The 15,470-nt window shown below is 73.4% G+C and carries 14 protein-coding genes and 1 rRNA gene; 3 read left to right on the plus strand and 12 right to left on the minus strand.

What is annotated here, in order from left to right; translation table 11 throughout:
- Positions 1-101: 101 nt before the first annotated feature.
- On the plus strand, positions 102-1,745 hold the full coding sequence (locus IE153_RS11490) for a PucR family transcriptional regulator (protein WP_189589603.1): 1,644 nt from the start codon (positions 102-104) through the stop codon (positions 1,743-1,745).
- 14 nt (positions 1,746-1,759) lie between these two features.
- Here the strand turns inward: IE153_RS11490 and IE153_RS11495 are convergent, their stop codons facing one another.
- The 5 genes from IE153_RS11495 to IE153_RS11515 all read right to left on the minus strand — a co-directional run bounded on the left by IE153_RS11495 (position 1,760) and on the right by IE153_RS11515 (position 7,003).
- Positions 1,760-2,902, minus strand: coding sequence for a glycosyltransferase family 4 protein (locus tag IE153_RS11495; protein ID WP_189589604.1), 1,143 nt, complete (start codon positions 2,900-2,902; stop codon positions 1,760-1,762).
- Positions 2,903-3,113: 211 nt separating this feature from the next.
- Positions 3,114-4,832: a DNA repair protein RecN gene (gene recN / locus IE153_RS11500; RefSeq protein WP_189589642.1), complete on the minus strand. Its 1,719-nt coding sequence runs from the start codon at positions 4,830-4,832 to the stop codon at positions 3,114-3,116.
- A gap of 170 nt (positions 4,833-5,002) precedes the next feature.
- Complete coding sequence (locus tag IE153_RS11505) at positions 5,003-5,908, minus strand: NAD kinase (protein WP_031112347.1); 906 nt, start codon at positions 5,906-5,908, stop codon at positions 5,003-5,005.
- Positions 5,905-6,720 carry a TlyA family RNA methyltransferase gene (locus tag IE153_RS11510; RefSeq protein ID WP_189589605.1) on the minus strand — a complete coding sequence of 272 codons (816 nt, stop codon included), beginning with the start codon at positions 6,718-6,720 and terminating at the stop codon, positions 5,905-5,907. Before IE153_RS11510 ends, IE153_RS11505 begins: the two co-directional genes overlap by 4 nt.
- A 7-nt stretch (positions 6,721-6,727) precedes the next feature.
- The gene (locus tag IE153_RS11515; RefSeq protein ID WP_189589606.1) at positions 6,728-7,003 is read right to left on the minus strand and encodes a hypothetical protein; all 276 of its coding nucleotides are present in this window, start codon (positions 7,001-7,003) and stop codon (positions 6,728-6,730) included.
- Between the two features lie 42 nt (positions 7,004-7,045).
- Between IE153_RS11515 and IE153_RS11520 the strand changes: the two genes are divergently transcribed.
- Positions 7,046-7,393, plus strand: a complete 348-nt coding sequence (locus IE153_RS11520) for a sterol-binding protein (RefSeq protein WP_189589607.1) — start codon at positions 7,046-7,048, stop codon at positions 7,391-7,393.
- Here IE153_RS11520 and IE153_RS11525 read toward each other — a convergent pair.
- From IE153_RS11525 to IE153_RS11540, 4 genes are all read right to left on the minus strand, one after another.
- Positions 7,377-8,270: an ABC transporter ATP-binding protein gene (locus tag IE153_RS11525; RefSeq protein WP_189589608.1), complete on the minus strand. Its 894-nt coding sequence runs from the start codon at positions 8,268-8,270 to the stop codon at positions 7,377-7,379. The two genes, IE153_RS11520 and IE153_RS11525, sit on opposite strands and share 17 nt — an antisense overlap.
- Positions 8,267-9,307 carry a FecCD family ABC transporter permease gene (locus IE153_RS11530; RefSeq protein WP_189589609.1) on the minus strand — a complete coding sequence of 347 codons (1,041 nt, stop codon included), beginning with the start codon at positions 9,305-9,307 and terminating at the stop codon, positions 8,267-8,269. The genes IE153_RS11525 and IE153_RS11530 overlap by 4 nt, the downstream gene beginning before the upstream one ends.
- Complete coding sequence (locus IE153_RS11535; RefSeq protein WP_189589610.1) at positions 9,304-10,347, minus strand: FecCD family ABC transporter permease; 1,044 nt, start codon at positions 10,345-10,347, stop codon at positions 9,304-9,306. The genes IE153_RS11530 and IE153_RS11535 overlap by 4 nt, the downstream gene beginning before the upstream one ends.
- A gap of 142 nt (positions 10,348-10,489) precedes the next feature.
- The gene (locus tag IE153_RS11540; protein ID WP_189589611.1) at positions 10,490-11,521 is read right to left on the minus strand and encodes an HAD hydrolase-like protein; all 1,032 of its coding nucleotides are present in this window, start codon (positions 11,519-11,521) and stop codon (positions 10,490-10,492) included.
- A 72-nt stretch (positions 11,522-11,593) separates the two neighbouring features.
- Here IE153_RS11540 and IE153_RS11545 point away from each other — a divergent pair, with 72 nt between their 5' ends.
- On the plus strand, positions 11,594-12,886 hold the full coding sequence (locus tag IE153_RS11545; RefSeq protein ID WP_189589612.1) for a DUF1015 domain-containing protein: 1,293 nt from the start codon (positions 11,594-11,596) through the stop codon (positions 12,884-12,886).
- A gap of 82 nt (positions 12,887-12,968) precedes the next feature.
- On the opposite strand, the gene IE153_RS41350 is transcribed toward IE153_RS11545, so the two are convergent.
- The 3 genes from IE153_RS41350 to rrf form a co-directional block, all read right to left on the minus strand.
- A complete protein-coding gene (locus tag IE153_RS41350) occupies positions 12,969-13,742 on the minus strand; it encodes a tetratricopeptide repeat protein (protein ID WP_194532037.1) in 774 nt (257 codons plus the stop codon).
- Positions 13,634-14,977 carry an RAD23 family protein gene (locus tag IE153_RS41355; protein ID WP_194532038.1) on the minus strand — a complete coding sequence of 448 codons (1,344 nt, stop codon included), beginning with the start codon at positions 14,975-14,977 and terminating at the stop codon, positions 13,634-13,636. The genes IE153_RS41350 and IE153_RS41355 overlap by 109 nt, the downstream gene beginning before the upstream one ends.
- Before the next feature lie 233 nt (positions 14,978-15,210).
- Positions 15,211-15,327 (minus strand): 5S ribosomal RNA (rrf, locus tag IE153_RS11555).
- Positions 15,328-15,470: the final 143 nt, after the last annotated feature.

Consider the following 15,470-nt stretch of genomic DNA (forward strand, 5'->3'; position numbering starts at 1 on the left):
CGCCGTGGTCCGGAGAGATCCACCGCGGGATCCGGGAAGTGATCGTCCCGGTGCCCGTCCGGAGATGTCCGGGAGGCACCCGCGCGGGTAGCGTCCGGCACATGGACAGCGGGACGGACAGCGGTTACGACACCCAGGGCGCCGGGATCACCGTGCAGCGGGCGCTGGAGCTGCCGGGGCTGCGCAGCGGGCTGCCCGAGGTGCTGGCGGGCGCGGAGCGGCTCGGGCGGACCGTGCGCTGGGTGCACGCCGGAGAGGTGCCGCACATCGCCTCCCTGCTCAAGGGCGGCGAGCTCCTGCTGACCACGGGCTACGGCCTGGGCACCCGCCCCGCCGAGCAGCGGGCGTTCGTGCGCACCCTGGCCGAGCGCGGCATCGCGGCCCTGGTCGTGGAGCTCGGTCCGCGCTTCACCCGGCTGCCCGCGGCCCTCGTCGACACGGCACGCGCGGCCGGGCTGCCACTGGTCCAGCTGCACCGCGAGGTGCCGTTCGTGACGGTCACGGAGGAGGTCCACACCGAGATCGTCAACGGCCACTACGCCCTGCTCCAGCGGGCCGAGGAGGTGCACCGGCGGTGCACACAGGCCGTGCTGGGCGGCGGCGGTGTGCCCCAGGTGCTGGGCATCCTGGCCGACTTCGCCGGAAATCCCGTGTTCCTGGAGACGGCGGACGGGCAGTTGCTGTACGCGGCCGGGGCCGGTCCCGAGGGCGCGGACCCGCTCCAGGTGTGGGAGGGGCTGCGCGGCCAGCACAAGGACGAGCCGCCGCTCGCGGGATCGGTGCTGGTGGACGTGCCGGGCGGCGGGCCCGGCAGCGGGGGCGTCCGGGCGCGTCTGGTCCTGCTGCCCGTGCGCACGCCCCAGGCGCCGGTGCACCGGATGGCGGCCGAGCGGGCCGCGGGCATCCTGGCCGTGGTGCTGATGCAGGCCCGCCAGGAGGAGGAGCTGGCGGCGCGCGGGCGGGGCGACTTCCTCACCGACCTCGCCGAGGGCCGGGTGACGGCCGAGGACGCCCCGGCGCAGGCACGAGTGCTGGGCTTCCGGCCGGGCGAAGGGCCGCTGCTGCCGGTGGTGATGCGGCTCGGGGACGCCCTGTCCCCCGGTGGCGGCTGGGCGGTGCTGGCCCGGGCCCTCTCGGAGGAGCTGGCGTCGGTGGGGGTGCCGGTGCTGCTGGGCGTGCGGCCGGTGGAGAGCCGGGTGCTGGTGCTGCTCGGGCTGCGGGCGGAATCGGAGCGGGCCGCTGTCGCGGACCGGGTCGCGGCGGCGCTGCGGGCCGGCGTGGGCCGGGCGGGGATGCCGCGGCCGGGCGGACAGCCGCCCGTGGTGGTCGTGGGGACGGCCGGCGGCTGGCCGGCCGTGGCCTCGGGGCTGCGGCACGCGGCCGAGACGGCCACGGCGGCGCAGGGTCTGCCGGACCGGCCCTGGTACGACGCCCGCCGCCTCGACATCGACCTGCTGCTGTGGCGGTTGCGCGACCATCCGGACCTGGCGGCCTTCGTCGACCGGGCCCTCGGCCCGCTCCTGGAGCACGACCGCCGCTCCCGGCCGCCGCTGCTGCCCACGTTGACGACCTACCTCGCCCACGCCGGGCGCAAGGCGGAGACGGCCCGGGAGCTGCATCTGAACCGGCAGACCCTGTACAACCGGCTGGCGCGCATCGGGGAGTTGCTGGGGACGGACCTGGACGACCCGCAGACGGTCCTGGCCCTGAGCCTGGCCCTGCGGGCCCGCAGACACGTCCCGTAGGGCTGCCGGGGCTGCTACGGGAGGGGCCGGGGCTGGGTCAACTCGTCGTACACGCTGAGCACTTGGGCGACCGTCTCGTCCTCGGTCGGCCAGCTGGCCGCCTGCCGGGCGCCCTTGGCGGTCAGCGTGTCCCGGCGGGCCCGGTCGCCGAGGAGCCGTACGACGGATTCGGCGAGGGCCTTCGCGTCCCCGTACGGGACGAGTTCGGCCGCGTCGCCGACGAGTTCGGGGATGCCGCCGACGTTCGTCGCGACGAGCGGCACGCGCGCGTGGAGGGCCTCCTGGGCGAGGACGGAGCGCGCCTCCCAGCGGCTCGGCAGCAGGGCGAGGTCGGCGGCGGCGAGCAGGTCGGTGACGTCGTCGCGGCGCCCGATGAGCCGGACCGGCAGCCCCTCCTCCTCGATCCGCCCCTGGAGTTCACCGCGCAGCGGCCCCTCCCCCGCGATCACGACCAGGGGCACGGGATCGAGCCGGCGCCAGGCGCGCGCGGCGTCCAGCAGCACGTCGTATCCGCGGTGCCGTTCCAGGGAGCCGACGGCGATCAGCAAGGGCCGTCCGATGGCGCCGAGTTCGGCACGCACCTTGGGCCGCAGCCGGTCGGGGTCGTCGGGTTCGAGGGGCCTGCGGGGGCCGGGCAGCGCGACGGCCGCGAGCCGTGCGTCCCGCGCGCCGGTGAGCCGGGCCCGGTCCACGAGCGGCGAGGTCGTGCCCAGCACGACGGTGGCCGCCTTCACGACCCTGCGCTCCAGGACCCGCAGCATGTGGGCACGCGCGCCGTCGGCGTGCGCCCGGTCGTGCCACGTCACGACCAGCGGGGTCCGCACCCGCCGGCCGCTGAGGGCCAGCACGGTGCGGAAGGAGGCGTGCAGTCCGTGCGCATGCACCAGATCGGCGTTGGCGCAGGCCGCCCGCAGGGCCGCCACCGACACCGGGTCACTGCTGCGCGGCACGTGCACGTGGTCGGCCCCGACACCGCTGAAGTCATAGGCGCGGTCGGCCTCATAAGGGGCGCACACCGTGACCTTCACGCCCCGCGCGACGAGCCCCGCGGCCAGCGAGCGCACATGCGCACTGCTGGCGGCATTGCCTCCGCCCAGCACCTGCACGGTGCGCAGCGGCAACTGGCCGTGCGGTGAGGGGCTGCTCACGGGGGTCACGTGGCCGGGCTCCTGGTTCGGGTCGGGCGGTCACGACGCGTACTCCGCCAAGGATGCCAGGACATACGGGGGTTCCGGGAACGCCGGAACCCCAGCGGCGCGACAGCGGGGCGCGGCAGCGGGGGAATGCGCCGGACCGGGTCACCCACACGAGTGAAATTCGGGCGACCCGCCCGGCCGTGCCGCACCGCCGCCGGTGCGCCGCTGACTGCTAGCCGTCCGCCCGGGCCGCCGCGAGCAGCTCCTCCGCGTGCGCCCGGGCCGTCTCGGAGTCCTCCTGGCCGGCGAGCATGCGGGACAGCTCCCGAACCCGGTCCTCGCCCTCGAGGACCTTGACGCCCGAGCGGGTCACGGACCCGTCGTTGGTCTTCTCCACCAGCAGCTGCCGGTCGGCGAAGGCGGCCACCTGGGGCAGGTGCGTCACGACCACGACCTGCGCGCTCTTCGCCAGCCGTGCGAGCCGTCGGCCGATCTCGACCGCCGCCTTGCCGCCGACCCCGGCGTCGACCTCGTCGAAGAGGTACGTCGGCACGGGGTCCGTCCCCGCGAACACGACCTCCACGGCCAACATCACCCGCGACAGTTCGCCGCCGGACGCGCCCTTGGCGATCGGCCGGGGCGGCGCGCCCGGGTGCGGGGCGAGCAGCAGCTCGACCTCGTCGGCGCCGGCGGGACCGTAGGCGACCGGACGGCCGCCGACCTCGACGCCCTCGGGGTCCTCGGTCTGCCGGATGTCGAAGGACACGCGTGCGTGCGGCATGGCGAGGGAGGCCAGCTCGGCGGTCACGGCTGCGGCGAACCGCTCGGCGGCCTCCGTCCGGGCATCCGTCAACGCCTGCGCCAGCCCGCCCAGTTCCGACCGCAGGGCGTCCCGCTCGGCGGTCAGCTCCCCGATCCGCTCGTCGTCGCCGTCGAGTTCGGTCAGCCGGGCGGCGCTCTGCTCGGCCCATGCCAGCACGGTGGCGATGTCCTCGCCGTACTTGCGCGTCAGCCCGGTGAGCGCGGCCCGCCGCTCCTCGACGGCCGAAAGCCGCAGCGGATCGGCGTCCAGGTCGTCGGCATAGCCCGCCAGGTCCCCCGCCGCGTCGCGGAGCAGGATCCCGATCTCCCCGATGCGGTCCGCGAGCGCGGCCAGCGCCGGATCGTGCGACCGTACGGCGTCCAGGGCCCGCTGGGAGCCCGCGACGAGCGTCCCGGCGTCGACGCCCTCCGGGTCCTCCGGGTTGCCCGCGAGGGCGGCGTGCGCGGCCGCGGCGGCGGACGCCAGCGCCTCGGCGTGCCCGAGCCGCTCGGCCTCCTCGGCCAGCTCCACGTCCTCACCGGCGCGGGGTTCGACGGCGGCGATCTCGTCGAGCCCGAAGCGCAGCAGGTCGGCCTCCTGGGCCCGTTCACGCGCCCGGGTGGTGATCTCGTCGAGTTCGGCGGAGACGGCCCGCAGCCGCTTGTACGCCTCGCCGTATTTGGCCAGCGGTCCGCCGACCGCGTCGCCCGCGTACCGGTCGAGCGCCTGCCGCTGCCGGGACAGCTTGAGCAGCCCCTGCTGGTCGGTCTGCCCGTGCACGGCCACCAGCTCGTCGGCGAGCTCGGCCAGCACGCCCACGGGCACGCTGCGCCCGCCCAGGTGCGCCCGCGAGCGCCCCTCGGCGGAAACGGTACGGCTGATCAGCAGGGCCCCGTCGTCGAGCTCCGCCCCAGCCTCCTCGGCGCGTACCGCGGCCGTGGCATCGCGGGGAACGGTGATCCGCCCCTCCACGACGGCCTTGCCGGCCCCGATCCGCACGAGCGCGGGGTCGGCCCGCCCGCCCAGCAGCAACCCCAGGCTGGTGACCACCATGGTCTTGCCCGCACCCGTCTCACCCGTGACCGCGGTGAACCCGGGCGACAGCTCGACCACGGCGTCGTCAATCACGCCCAGCGACCGTATCCGCATCTCCTCCAGCACGGACACGACCTTACGAGGTCCTAGCCACGGATTGCGACTGGCCCACTCTTGTCACCCACGAGTGTGGCGGCGCCCCTTCCTTGGGGGCGCGGGGAACTGCGCGAACAGCCACAATCCACCCGCACCCGCCGACGAAGCGGAACCACCCCCACAAACCGCTAGTGAGGCGCTCCCCGCCACCCGGAAACAGGCAGCGCGAACTTGGCCACCAGCCGGTCCGTGAAGGACGCGTGATGCAGCCGCGCCAGCCGCACCGGTACAGCCCCCCGCCGGACCTCCACCCGCGCTCCCGGCGGCAACTCCACGGTCCGCCGCCCGTCGCACCACAGCACACCCGGCGGAATGTGGGGCAGAACCTCCACAGCCAACACGGAATCCGGCGATGTCACGAGCGGCTTCGCGAACAGCGCGTGCGCGGAGATCGGCACCATCAGCAGCGCCTCGACCTCCGGCCACACCACCGGCCCGCCCGCGGAGAAGGCGTACGCCGTCGACCCCGTGGGCGTCGCGCAGACGATCCCGTCGCAGCCGAAGCCCGTCACCGGCCGCCCGTCGATCTCCAGGACGATCTCCAGCATCCGCTCGGCGGACACCTTCTGCACGGCCGCCTCGTTCAGCGCCCAGTCCGTGTGCACGATGTCCCCGTTGCGGTGCACGACGACGTCGACGGTCATCCGTTCCTCGACCTCGTACGCCTTGGTCACCACCCGGTCGACGACCTTGTCGAGGTCGTCCCGCTCGGCCTCCGCGAGGAACCCGACGCGCCCGAGGTTGACGCCGAGCATCGGCACGCCCGAGGCCCGCGCGAACTCGGCGCCGCGCAGCAGCGTGCCGTCGCCGCCCAGCACGATGAGCAGCTCGCACCCGTCGAGGCACTGCGGAGTGGCCTCCTTGACCAGCTCCACCTCCGCCGGCAGGGGCAGGTCCCGCGCCTCGGCCTCCAGGACGCGCACGCCCAGACCGGAGCGCAGCAGCCCCTTCACCACGAGCTCGGCACTGCGCACGGCCGCGGGCCGGCCGGTGTGGGCGAGCAGGAAAACAGTACGAGCTCGGTTCTCGGTCAACGCGGCCCCTCCGCCACTGCACGGTCTGCCTCGGCCGGGTCCAGTGCCGGTGCCCCGGACCGCAGCCACAAGAAGTATTCGACATTCCCCGACGGCCCGGGCAGCGGACTGGCCGTCACGCCCCTCACCCCGAGCCCCAGCCCCCAGGCCTTCTCGGCCACCCCCCGAACCGCTTCGGCCCGCAGCTGGGTGCTGCGTACCACTCCCCCGCTGCCGAGGCGCTCCTTCCCCACCTCGAACTGCGGCTTGACCATCATCACCAGGTCGGCGTCCGGCTTCACGCACCGCACCAAGGCGGGCAGGACCAGCCCGAGCGGGATGAAGGACAGATCCCCCACGACAAGATCCACTGGCTCCCCATCGATCGCTTCAAGCGTCAACTCGCGTACGTTCGTACGGTCCTTGACGGTGACGCGTTCATCCTTCTGGAGGGACCACGCGAGTTGTCCGTATCCGACGTCCACGGCGACGACGTGGGCGGCGCCCGCCCGCAGCAGGACATCGGTGAAACCGCCGGTGGAGGCGCCCGCGTCGAGCGCCCTGCGCCCCTCGACGGGCAGCCCCTGCGGACCGAACACGGCGAGCGCCCCGGCCAGCTTGTGGCCGCCGCGCGAGACGTAGTCCGGGTCGCCGTCGTCCTGGGCCACCAGGATCGCGGCCGCGGTCTCCACCTGCGTGGCGGGTTTGGTCGCGACGGTCTTGCCGACGGAGACCCGCCCCGCGGCGATCAGCTGCGCGGCGTGCTCACGCGAGCGCGCGAGCTTCCGGCGGACCAGCTCCGCGTCCAGACGGCGACGTGCGACTCCTGCCACGTTCGGTTCAGCTCCTAGGTCCAGGCGGCGTCGGGGGCGCCGGAGGTCCCGGGCGGGCGTCGAGCGCGGTGAGCGCGTCGCGCAGCCCCCGGTGTACATCCTCGTACACCTCGACATGCCCGTCCGTGGCGAGGTGGTCCGCATCGCCGAGCCGGCCCAGGGCGGCGTCCACCTCGGCGTCGCCGGTGGGCGTGCGGGGCACGTTCAGGGGAGCGGGGGCGGCGGGGTCGTACGCCGGCTCCTCCTCCGCCGCCGGAGGGGCCTCGGGAACTGCGTCGTCCATGCCCCGACGCTACCGCGAACCGCTGCGGTACCGTCGACCGCGATGGCCACGATCGAGGAGTGCCGCAGCGCACTCGACAAGCTCTCGGACAACATGCAGCGCGCCGAAGGGGACGTCCGCGACGCCGCGGCCCTGGACCGCTCGGTGAGCTGCCACATCACGGACCTCGACATCACCTTCGTCGGCCGGATGCGCGGCGGGCGGATCGAGGTGCACGACACCGTGCCGGGGCCGCCGCCCGGCAGGGCCGAGATCAGACTCGCCATGACGGGCGACGACCTGGTGGCCCTGGTCGGCGGGGAGCTGCACTTCGCCAAGGCCTGGGGCTCCGGCCGGGTGAAGCTGCACGCGGGCGTGCGGGACCTGCTCCAGCTCAGGAAGCTTCTGTAGCCGCGACCTTCCCGCCCGCGGTCCCGGCCCGGGCCTTGCGGGCCGCAGGCACGACCAGCGGTGTGCCCGTCTCCGGGTCGTCGATGACCTGGCAGCGCAGCCCGAAGACCTCCTCGACCAGTTCCGCCGTGACGATGTCCTTCGGCGCGCCCTCGGCGATGACCCGGCCCTCGCGCAGGGCGATGAGGTGGGTGGCGTAACGGGCGGCGTGGTTCAGGTCGTGCAGCACGGCGACGAGCGTGCGCCCCTGCTCCTCGTGCAGCTCGGCGCACAGGTCCAGGACGTCGATCTGGTGCTGGATGTCCAGGTACGTCGTCGGCTCGTCGAGCAGCAGCAGCGGCGTCTGCTGGGCGAGGGCCATGGCGATCCACACGCGCTGACGCTGACCACCCGAGAGCTCGTCGACGTAGCGGTCGCCGAGCTCGGCGACGCCCGTCTGCCGCATGGACTCCTGGACGACCCGCTCGTCCTGCGTCGACCACTGGCGCAGGATGCCCTGGTGCGGGTAGCGGCCGCGGCCGACGAGGTCGGCGACCGTGATGCCGTCGGGCGCGACGGACGACTGGGGCAGCAGGCCGAGGGTCCGCGCGACCTTCTTGGCGGGCATCGACTGGATGACGTTCCCGTCCAGCAGCACCCGGCCCTCGCTCGGCTTGAGCATCCGCGACAGCGCCCGCAGCAGCGTCGACTTGCCGCAGGCGTTGGGGCCGACGATCACCGTGAACGACTGGTCGGGTATCTCCACCGACAGGTGCTCGGCGATGACCCGCTGGTCGTAGGCGAGGGTGACGTTCTCGGCGGACAGGCGGTTCACGGGGCTCCTTCGGTTGTTCAGTCCGCTGCTGGTGCTGCTCTCGGCGCTCTTGCCGGCCCTCATATCCGGCCCGCCCTGCGCTCGCTGACCAGCAGCCACAGCAGGTAGACCCCGCCGAGCACGCCGGTGACCACGCCCACGGGCAGCTGCTCGGAGCCGAACGCCCGCTGCGAGACCCAGTCGGCGACGACCAGCAGGGTGGCGCCCATGCACAGCGAGGGCAGCAGGTTCGGCCCGGGCGAGCGGGTCAGGCGCCGGGCCAGCTGCGGCGCGGTGAGCGCGACGAAGCTGACGGGGCCGGCCGCGGCGGTGGCGGACGCGGTGAGCAGCACCGCCGCCACCATCAGCAGCAGCCGCACCCGCTCGACCCGCACCCCGAGGGCGTACGACACGTCGTCGCCCATCTCCATCATCCGCAGCCCCCGCGCGTTGACGAGGACGAGCGGCACCAGCACGGCGGTCAGTGCGAGCAGCGGCCACACCTGGTCCCAGTCCCGGCCGTCGAGGGACCCGGTCATCCACACGACCGCGCGGGTCGCGTCCACGATGTCGGACTTGGTCAGCAGATAGCCGTTGACGGCCGTGACGATCGCGGAGACGCCGATGCCGACCAGGACCAGCCGGTAGCCGTGCACCCCCCGCTTCCAGGCGAGCACGTAGATGGCGAGGCCGGTCACCAGGCCGCCCACCAGCGCCCCGACGGCGACCTGGTTGGCGCTGCCGGAGGTCAGCACGATCACCGCGAGGGCGCCGGCCGTCGCCCCCTGCCCGAGACCGAGCACGTCCGGACTGCCCAGCGGGTTGCGGGAGATGGCCTGGAACAGCGCGCCCCCGAGTCCCAGCGAGGCGCCGACCAGCAGCCCGACCAGGACCCGCGGCAGCCGCAGCTCGTTGACGATGAACTCCTGGCCCGGATTGCCCTCGCCGACCAGCGTCCGCAGCACGTCGGCGGCCGGGATCGGGAAGTCGCCGGTGCCGATGAGCACGACACTCGCCGCGAGCGCCGTGACGAGCAGCAGGAGCACGACGGTGACGGCCCGTGCGTCCAGGCGTATCGAGAGCCCGCCCGGGGTCCGCACGGCACGGTTGGTGGTCTTCACAGCTGCGCCGTCCTCCGCCGTCGTACGAGATAGATGAACACCGGTCCGCCGAGGATCGCGGTGACGATGCCCACCTGGAGTTCCGAGGGCCGGGCCACGATCCGGCCGACGACATCGGCGCCGAGCAGCAGCACGGGCGACAGGATCGCCGCGTACGGCAGGATCCAGCGCAGGTCGGGTCCGGTGAAGGAGCGCACGACGTGCGGCACCATCAGCCCGACGAACACGATCGGCCCGCAGGCGGCGGTCGCGGCTCCGCACAGCACCGTCGCGGCCAGCATGGACAGCGCCCGCGTGCGGTTGAGGTTGGCGCCGAGGGCCTTGGCGGTGTCGTCGCCCATGGCCATGGCGTTGAGCGGCCGGGCCAGGGCGAGGGCCAGGACCGTGCCGGCCAGCAGGAACGGCAGGACCTGCGTGATGGTCGAGTTCGTGGCCGAGGCCAGCGAACCGACCGTCCAGAAGCGCATCTTGCCGAGCGCAGCCTCGTCCATGATCATCACGGCTTGGAGGTAGCCGTACAGCGCGGCGCTGATGGCCGTGCCGGCGAGCGCGAGCCGCACCGGCGTCGCACCCCGGCTGCCACCGAGGAACCAGACCAGCGCCCCGACCGCGGCCGCGCCGAAGAACGCGAACCAGACGTAGCCGCTGAGCGAGGTGACCCCGAGGTACGTGATGGCCGTGACGACCGCGGCGGACGCTCCCGCATTGATGCCGAGCAGTCCGGGATCGGCCAGCGGGTTGCGCGTGAGGGCCTGCAGCACCGCCCCGGCCAGGCCGAGAGCGGCGCCGGCGAGCAGCCCGAGCAGCGTCCGCGACAGCCGCTCCGCCACGACGACGTCCCCGTAGGTCCCCGAGTCCACGAACAGGCCGTGCCAGACCTGCCCGAGCGACAGCTCTTTCGCTCCGATCGCGATACTCGCCAGCGCGACGAGCACGAGGAGCACGACGGACAGGAGGAGCCCGAAGGCTCGGACCGCCCGTCGGGTCGGGGGCGCGGGGGCGGTCTCCGCGCGCTGTTCGGGGGGACTCTCGACCAACACGCAGTTAGGTTAGCCTACCCTCGCATTCGAGCAAGATTCGGATTCCCGACCCGGCCCGGGGAGGCCTGGCTCGGCCACGGCTGCCCGACGAGTACCCGGCCGCGCAGCCGCACCCCAAGCACTGACAGGCACTGACAGGCACTCAGAGACCCAGCCGCGCCAGCGCCTTCCCCCCGTCCAGCTCACACACACCCTCACCGGCCGTCGTCCACGCCACGGCACACAGCGCGCGCAGCCCGTCCAGAGCCTCACCCTCTCCGTCGAGCTCCAGCCGGTCCGACCCGGACGTCGCCGTCCAGCCGCCGCACCGGAACCCGCCCTCGCCGGCCCCGACGACGTCCGGCTGACCGCCGAGCATCCCGCGCAGATCGGCGTCCACATACGTCGGCCGGTGCTGCGGCGGCGCGGCCAGCAGCTGCGCGCCGTCGGTCACACCGGTCAGGACGAGCAGCGAGTCGACCTCCCCGTTGAACGCGCCCTCGATGTCCGTGTCCAGCCGGTCCCCGACCACCAGCGGCCGCTGCGCACCGGTGCGCAGGATGGTCTCCCGGTGCATGGGAGGCAGCGGCTTGCCCGCGACCTGCGGCTCCGCGCCCGTGGCGATCCGCACGACCTCCACCGCGGCTCCGTTGCCCGGCGCGATCCCGCGCCCGCTCGGAATCGTCAGGTCGGTGTTGGACGCGAACCACGGCACACCGCGCGCCACCGCGTAGGACGCCTCGGCGAACCGGCCCCACGGCAGATCCGGACCACCGAACCCCTGCACCACCGCCGCCGGATCGTCGTCCGCCGACTCCACGGGCACCAGCCCGCGCTCGCGCAGCGCGACCCGCAGCCCCTCACCGCCGATCACCAGCACGCGGGCGCCCTGCGGCACCTGCTCGCTGATCAGCCGCGCGACCGCCTGCGCCGAGGTGATGACGTCCTCCGCACCCGTCGGTATCCCCAACTCCGTCAGATGCTCGGCCACGGTGTCCGGGGTCCGCAGCGCGTTGTTCGTCACGTACGCCAGGCGCATACCGCCCTCCCGGGCCGTCGCCAGCGACTCGACCGCGTGAGCGATCGCGTTCCCGCCCGCGTACACCACACCGTCCAGATCGAGCAGGGCCGTGTCGTACGCCTCGCTCAGGGCCTGCCCACTGCCCTCGGGCCTCGTCCTGACGCTCCGGCTCATCCCGCATCGCTCCTCGTTCGACGGCTTTCCCCCGATCATCCCCCATGCCACCGACAGCCGTACGATGCCCTGATGAAGACAGCAGGTCACTCGGAGGCAACGGCGCACCGAGGCCTGGAACTCACCCCGTTCCGAGGCCTTCGTTACGACCCCGACCGGGTCGGCAGCCTTGCCGCCGTCACATCCCCGCCGTACGACGTCGTGGTGCGCCCCGACGGCCTGCACCACCTCGAGTCCGCCGACCCGCACAACATCGTCCGCCTGATCCTCCCCCAGGCCGCGACGCCCAGCGCCCGCAACGAACAGGCCGCCGACACCCTGCGCCGCTGGCTGTCCGAGGGCGTTCTGACCACCGACCCGGAACCCGGGCTCTACGTCTACGAGCAGCAGGACGGCAACGGCATGCTGCAACGCGGCATCATCGGCGCCCTGCGCGTCTCCGACCCCGCCGAGCAGGTGGTGCTGCCGCACGAGGACGTCATGCCGCACGTCGTCGCCGACCGCGCCGCCCTCATGCGCGCCACGTCGGCCAACCTCGAACCCCTGCTGCTCACCTACCGGGGTGACAGCTCGACGACCACCACGGCGGACCTGATCGAGCGCACCGCCGACCGGCCCCCACTCCTCGCCACCACCACGGAGGACGGTTTCAGCCATCGTCTGTGGTCGGTCACCGACCCCGACGACCTGGCCGCGATCCAGTCGGACCTGGCGCGGCACCAGGCCCTCATCGCCGACGGCCACCACCGCTGGGCGACCTACCGCCGACTCCGCACGGAGCACCCCTCCCCCAGCCCGTGGGACCACGGCCTGGTCCTCCTCGTCGACACGGCCCGCTACCCCCTTCGGGTCCGCGCCATCCACCGCCTCCTGCACGACCTGCCGGTCGGTGACGCCGTGGCCGCCCTGGAAGGCCACTTCCGCGTGCGCCGTCTCGAAGTCCCGCTGGCCGAGGCCCTCGACACGCTCGCGGACGCGGCCTGCGCCGGCAACGCGTTCCTGCTGGCCGGCGACGGCGCCTTCCACCTGGTGGACCAGCCGGATCCGGGCCTGCTGGCCCGTACGATCCCTGCCGACCGCCCCGCCGCCTGGCGCACCCTGGACGCGACGGTCCTGCACGCCACGCTCCTTGAGCACGTCTGGCGCATCTCCGAGGACTCCCCGGCCCACATCGCCTACATCCACGACACGGCGGCCACGGTGGAGAAGGCGGAACGCGACGGCGGCACGGCCGTCCTGATGCACCCGGTCCGCGAGGAGGTCGTCCGCGACCTGGCTCGCCAGGGCGTCACGATGCCCCGCAAGTCGACTTCGTTCGGGCCGAAGCCGGCGACGGGCCTGGTACTGCGGGCGCTGGATCTCTGACAGGCGAAAGCCGGCTACGACATGACGAAGGGGCGGGACCCCAAGCCTCACGGCCGGGATCCCGCCCCTTCTCCTACGGACGTCAGTCCTTGTCGTTCTCGCCCTCGTCCTCGACCTCGTCGGCCTTCGGCGTGTCCGAAGCCGGGACCTGGTCGTTCTCGACCTCGTCCGCGTCGCCGGCCATGGCGTCCACGAACTCCACGCCGTCAAGCTCGGCGAGCCGGTCCGAGGCGTCGGTGCTGCCGTCGCGGTCGGCCTCGACGGCCTTGGCGAACCACTCCCGCGCCTCGCTCTCCCGTCCGGCGGCGAGCAGCGCGTCTGCGTAGGCGTAGCGCAGGCGCGCGGTCCACGGCTGCACGGCGTTGGCGGCCAGCTCCGGGCTCTGCAGCGTCACGATGGCCGCGTCCAGCTGCCCCAGGTCCCGCCGCGCACCGGCCGCGACGAGCCGCATCTCGACCTGGCCGGCCTTGTCGAGCTTGTGCACCTCGGGCGCCCCGGCCATGTCGAGCGCCTTCTCCGGCCGCTCGAGCCCACGCTCGCAGTCGGCCATGACGGGCCACAGGTCGATGTTCCCGGTCATCCGCTTCGCGGCCCGGAACTCGGCCAGCGCCTCGCCGTACTTCTGGTTGGCGTACGCGGCGAACCCGGCTGCCTCCCGTACGGCAGCGACACGCGACGCCAGCCGCAGCGCCACCCTGGAGTAGCCGTACGCGCCCTCGGGGTCCTCGTCGAGGAGCCGCGCGACCATCACCAGGTTCCTGGCGACGTCCTCCGCGAGCGTCTTGGGCAGGCTCTGCAGCTCCTGCCGTACGTCCTTGTCGATCTCGTCGCCCGTGACGTCCTCGGGGATCGGCAGCCGCTTGATGGGCTCCCTGTCCCGCTCCCGCTCCTCACGGAACCGGCCGGGACCACGCCGGTCGTCCCGACCGCGGAAGCCGCCCCGGTCGCCGTCACGCCGGTCGCCCTCACGCCGGAAGCCTCGGTCGCCCCGGTCATCCCGTCGGGGACCGCGTCCGCCGCGGTCGTCACGGCGGTCGTCACGTCCGCGGAAACCACCGCGGTCACCGCGGTCACCGCGGTTGTCGTCCCGCCGGAAATCGCCACGGTCGCTGCGGGGGCCGTCGTCGCGCCGGAAGCCGGGGCGCCCGCCCCGACCCGCGTCGTCGCGCCGGAATCCGCCGCGCTCCCCACGGTCGTCTCCACGCCGCTCGTCGCGTCGGTCGTCACGGCGGTCGTCACGGCGGTCGTCACGGCGGTCGTCGCGGCCGCGGAAACCACCACGGTCGTCACGCCGGAAGCCGCGGTCGCCGTCCCTGGAACGGTCCCGGTCGTCGCTACGGAAGCCACGGTCGCGGTTGTCGTCGCGACGGAAGCCACCACGGTCGTCACGGCGGTCGTCGCGGCGGTCGTCACGGCGGGGGAACCCACCGCGATCGCCGTCACGCCTCTCGCCACGCCGGTCATCACGGCGGTCGTCCCGCCTGTCATCCCGACGGTCGTCGCGCCGGAAGGGGGGACGGTCGCCCCGGTCGTCACGGCGGAAGGCGGGGCGGTCACCGCGGTCGTCGCGCCGGAAGGCAGGCCGGTCGCCCCGGTCGTCACGGCGGAAGGCGGGGCGGTCACCGCGGTCGTCGCGCCGGAAGGCAGGCCGGTCGCCTCGGTCGTCCCTGCGCGGTCCACGGTCACGGTCGTCACGCCGGCCGTACCCACCACCACGGCTGTCACCGCCACGGTTGTCGTCACGACGGAAACCACCACGGTCCCGGTCGTCGCGACGCTCACCACGGTCGTCGCGGTCGTCACGCCGGAAGGGGGGACGGTCGCCCCGGTCGTCGCGACGGAAGCCGCCGCGGTCGCGGTCGTCACGCCGGCCGTACCCACCACCACGGCTGTCACCACCACGGCTGTCACCACCACGGCTGTCACCACCACGGCTGTCATCACGGCGGAAGCCGCCACGTTCGCCACGCTCGGGGCGATCACCGCGATCACCGCGATCACCGCGGTCGCCGCGGTCCCCGCGGTCGCCTTCACGACGTCCGTAGCCCCCACGGTCGTTGCCGCCCCGGTCGTCGCGGCGGAAGCCTCCACGGTCCCCGCGGCCCCCGCGCTGACCGCCGCGGTCGTTGCGGTCGCTCCGGTCCCCCTCCCGTCGCCGCTGGTCGCGCTCCGGTCGGTCGTCGGGAGAGTTGGTGGACATGGTGACTCCTGTCTTCGGTACCGCAAGTCATTCTCGCGCAGCCGGGTGCCCGGCGCGCACTGCAAAAACAAAAAGGACCCTTGGTCCCAGCTGAACGCTGGGACCAAGGGTCCTTCCAAAGATTGTTCGGCGGCGTCCTACTCTCCCACAGGGTCCCCCCTGCAGTACCATCGGCGCTGTAAGGCTTAGCTTCCGGGTTCGAAATGTAACCGGGCGTTTCCCCTACGCTATAACCACCGAAACCCTAATGGTTTCGAGCGAACAAGCACACTCTTTAATTGTTTGTTCTGCTCAAAGCCGACAACTGTTCGTTGTCTCAGAACTAACACAGTGGACGCGAGCAACTGAGGACAAGCCCTCGGCCTATTAGTACCGGTCAACTCC

Origin of the sequence: Streptomyces massasporeus (assembly GCF_014648995.1) — a bacterium.
In the GTDB taxonomy this organism is placed as follows: Bacteria; Actinomycetota; Actinomycetes; order Streptomycetales; family Streptomycetaceae; genus Streptomyces; species Streptomyces massasporeus.

What these genes read in the sequence shown, in the direction of transcription:
- recN (WP_189589642.1), bottom strand. Translation starts at nt 4,832, where the DNA reads ATGCGGATACGGTCGCTGGGCGTGATTGACGACGCCGTGGTCGAGCTG.
- IE153_RS11545 (WP_189589612.1), top strand. Translation starts at nt 11,594, where the DNA reads ATGAAGACAGCAGGTCACTCGGAGGCAACGGCGCACCGAGGCCTGGAA.
- IE153_RS11490 (WP_189589603.1), top strand. Translation starts at nt 102, where the DNA reads ATGGACAGCGGGACGGACAGCGGTTACGACACCCAGGGCGCCGGGATC.
- IE153_RS11540 (WP_189589611.1), bottom strand. Translation starts at nt 11,521, where the DNA reads ATGAGCCGGAGCGTCAGGACGAGGCCCGAGGGCAGTGGGCAGGCCCTG.
- IE153_RS11520 (WP_189589607.1), top strand. Translation starts at nt 7,046, where the DNA reads ATGGCCACGATCGAGGAGTGCCGCAGCGCACTCGACAAGCTCTCGGAC.
- IE153_RS11525 (WP_189589608.1), bottom strand. Translation starts at nt 8,270, where the DNA reads ATGAGGGCCGGCAAGAGCGCCGAGAGCAGCACCAGCAGCGGACTGAAC.
- IE153_RS11515 (WP_189589606.1), bottom strand. Translation starts at nt 7,003, where the DNA reads ATGGACGACGCAGTTCCCGAGGCCCCTCCGGCGGCGGAGGAGGAGCCG.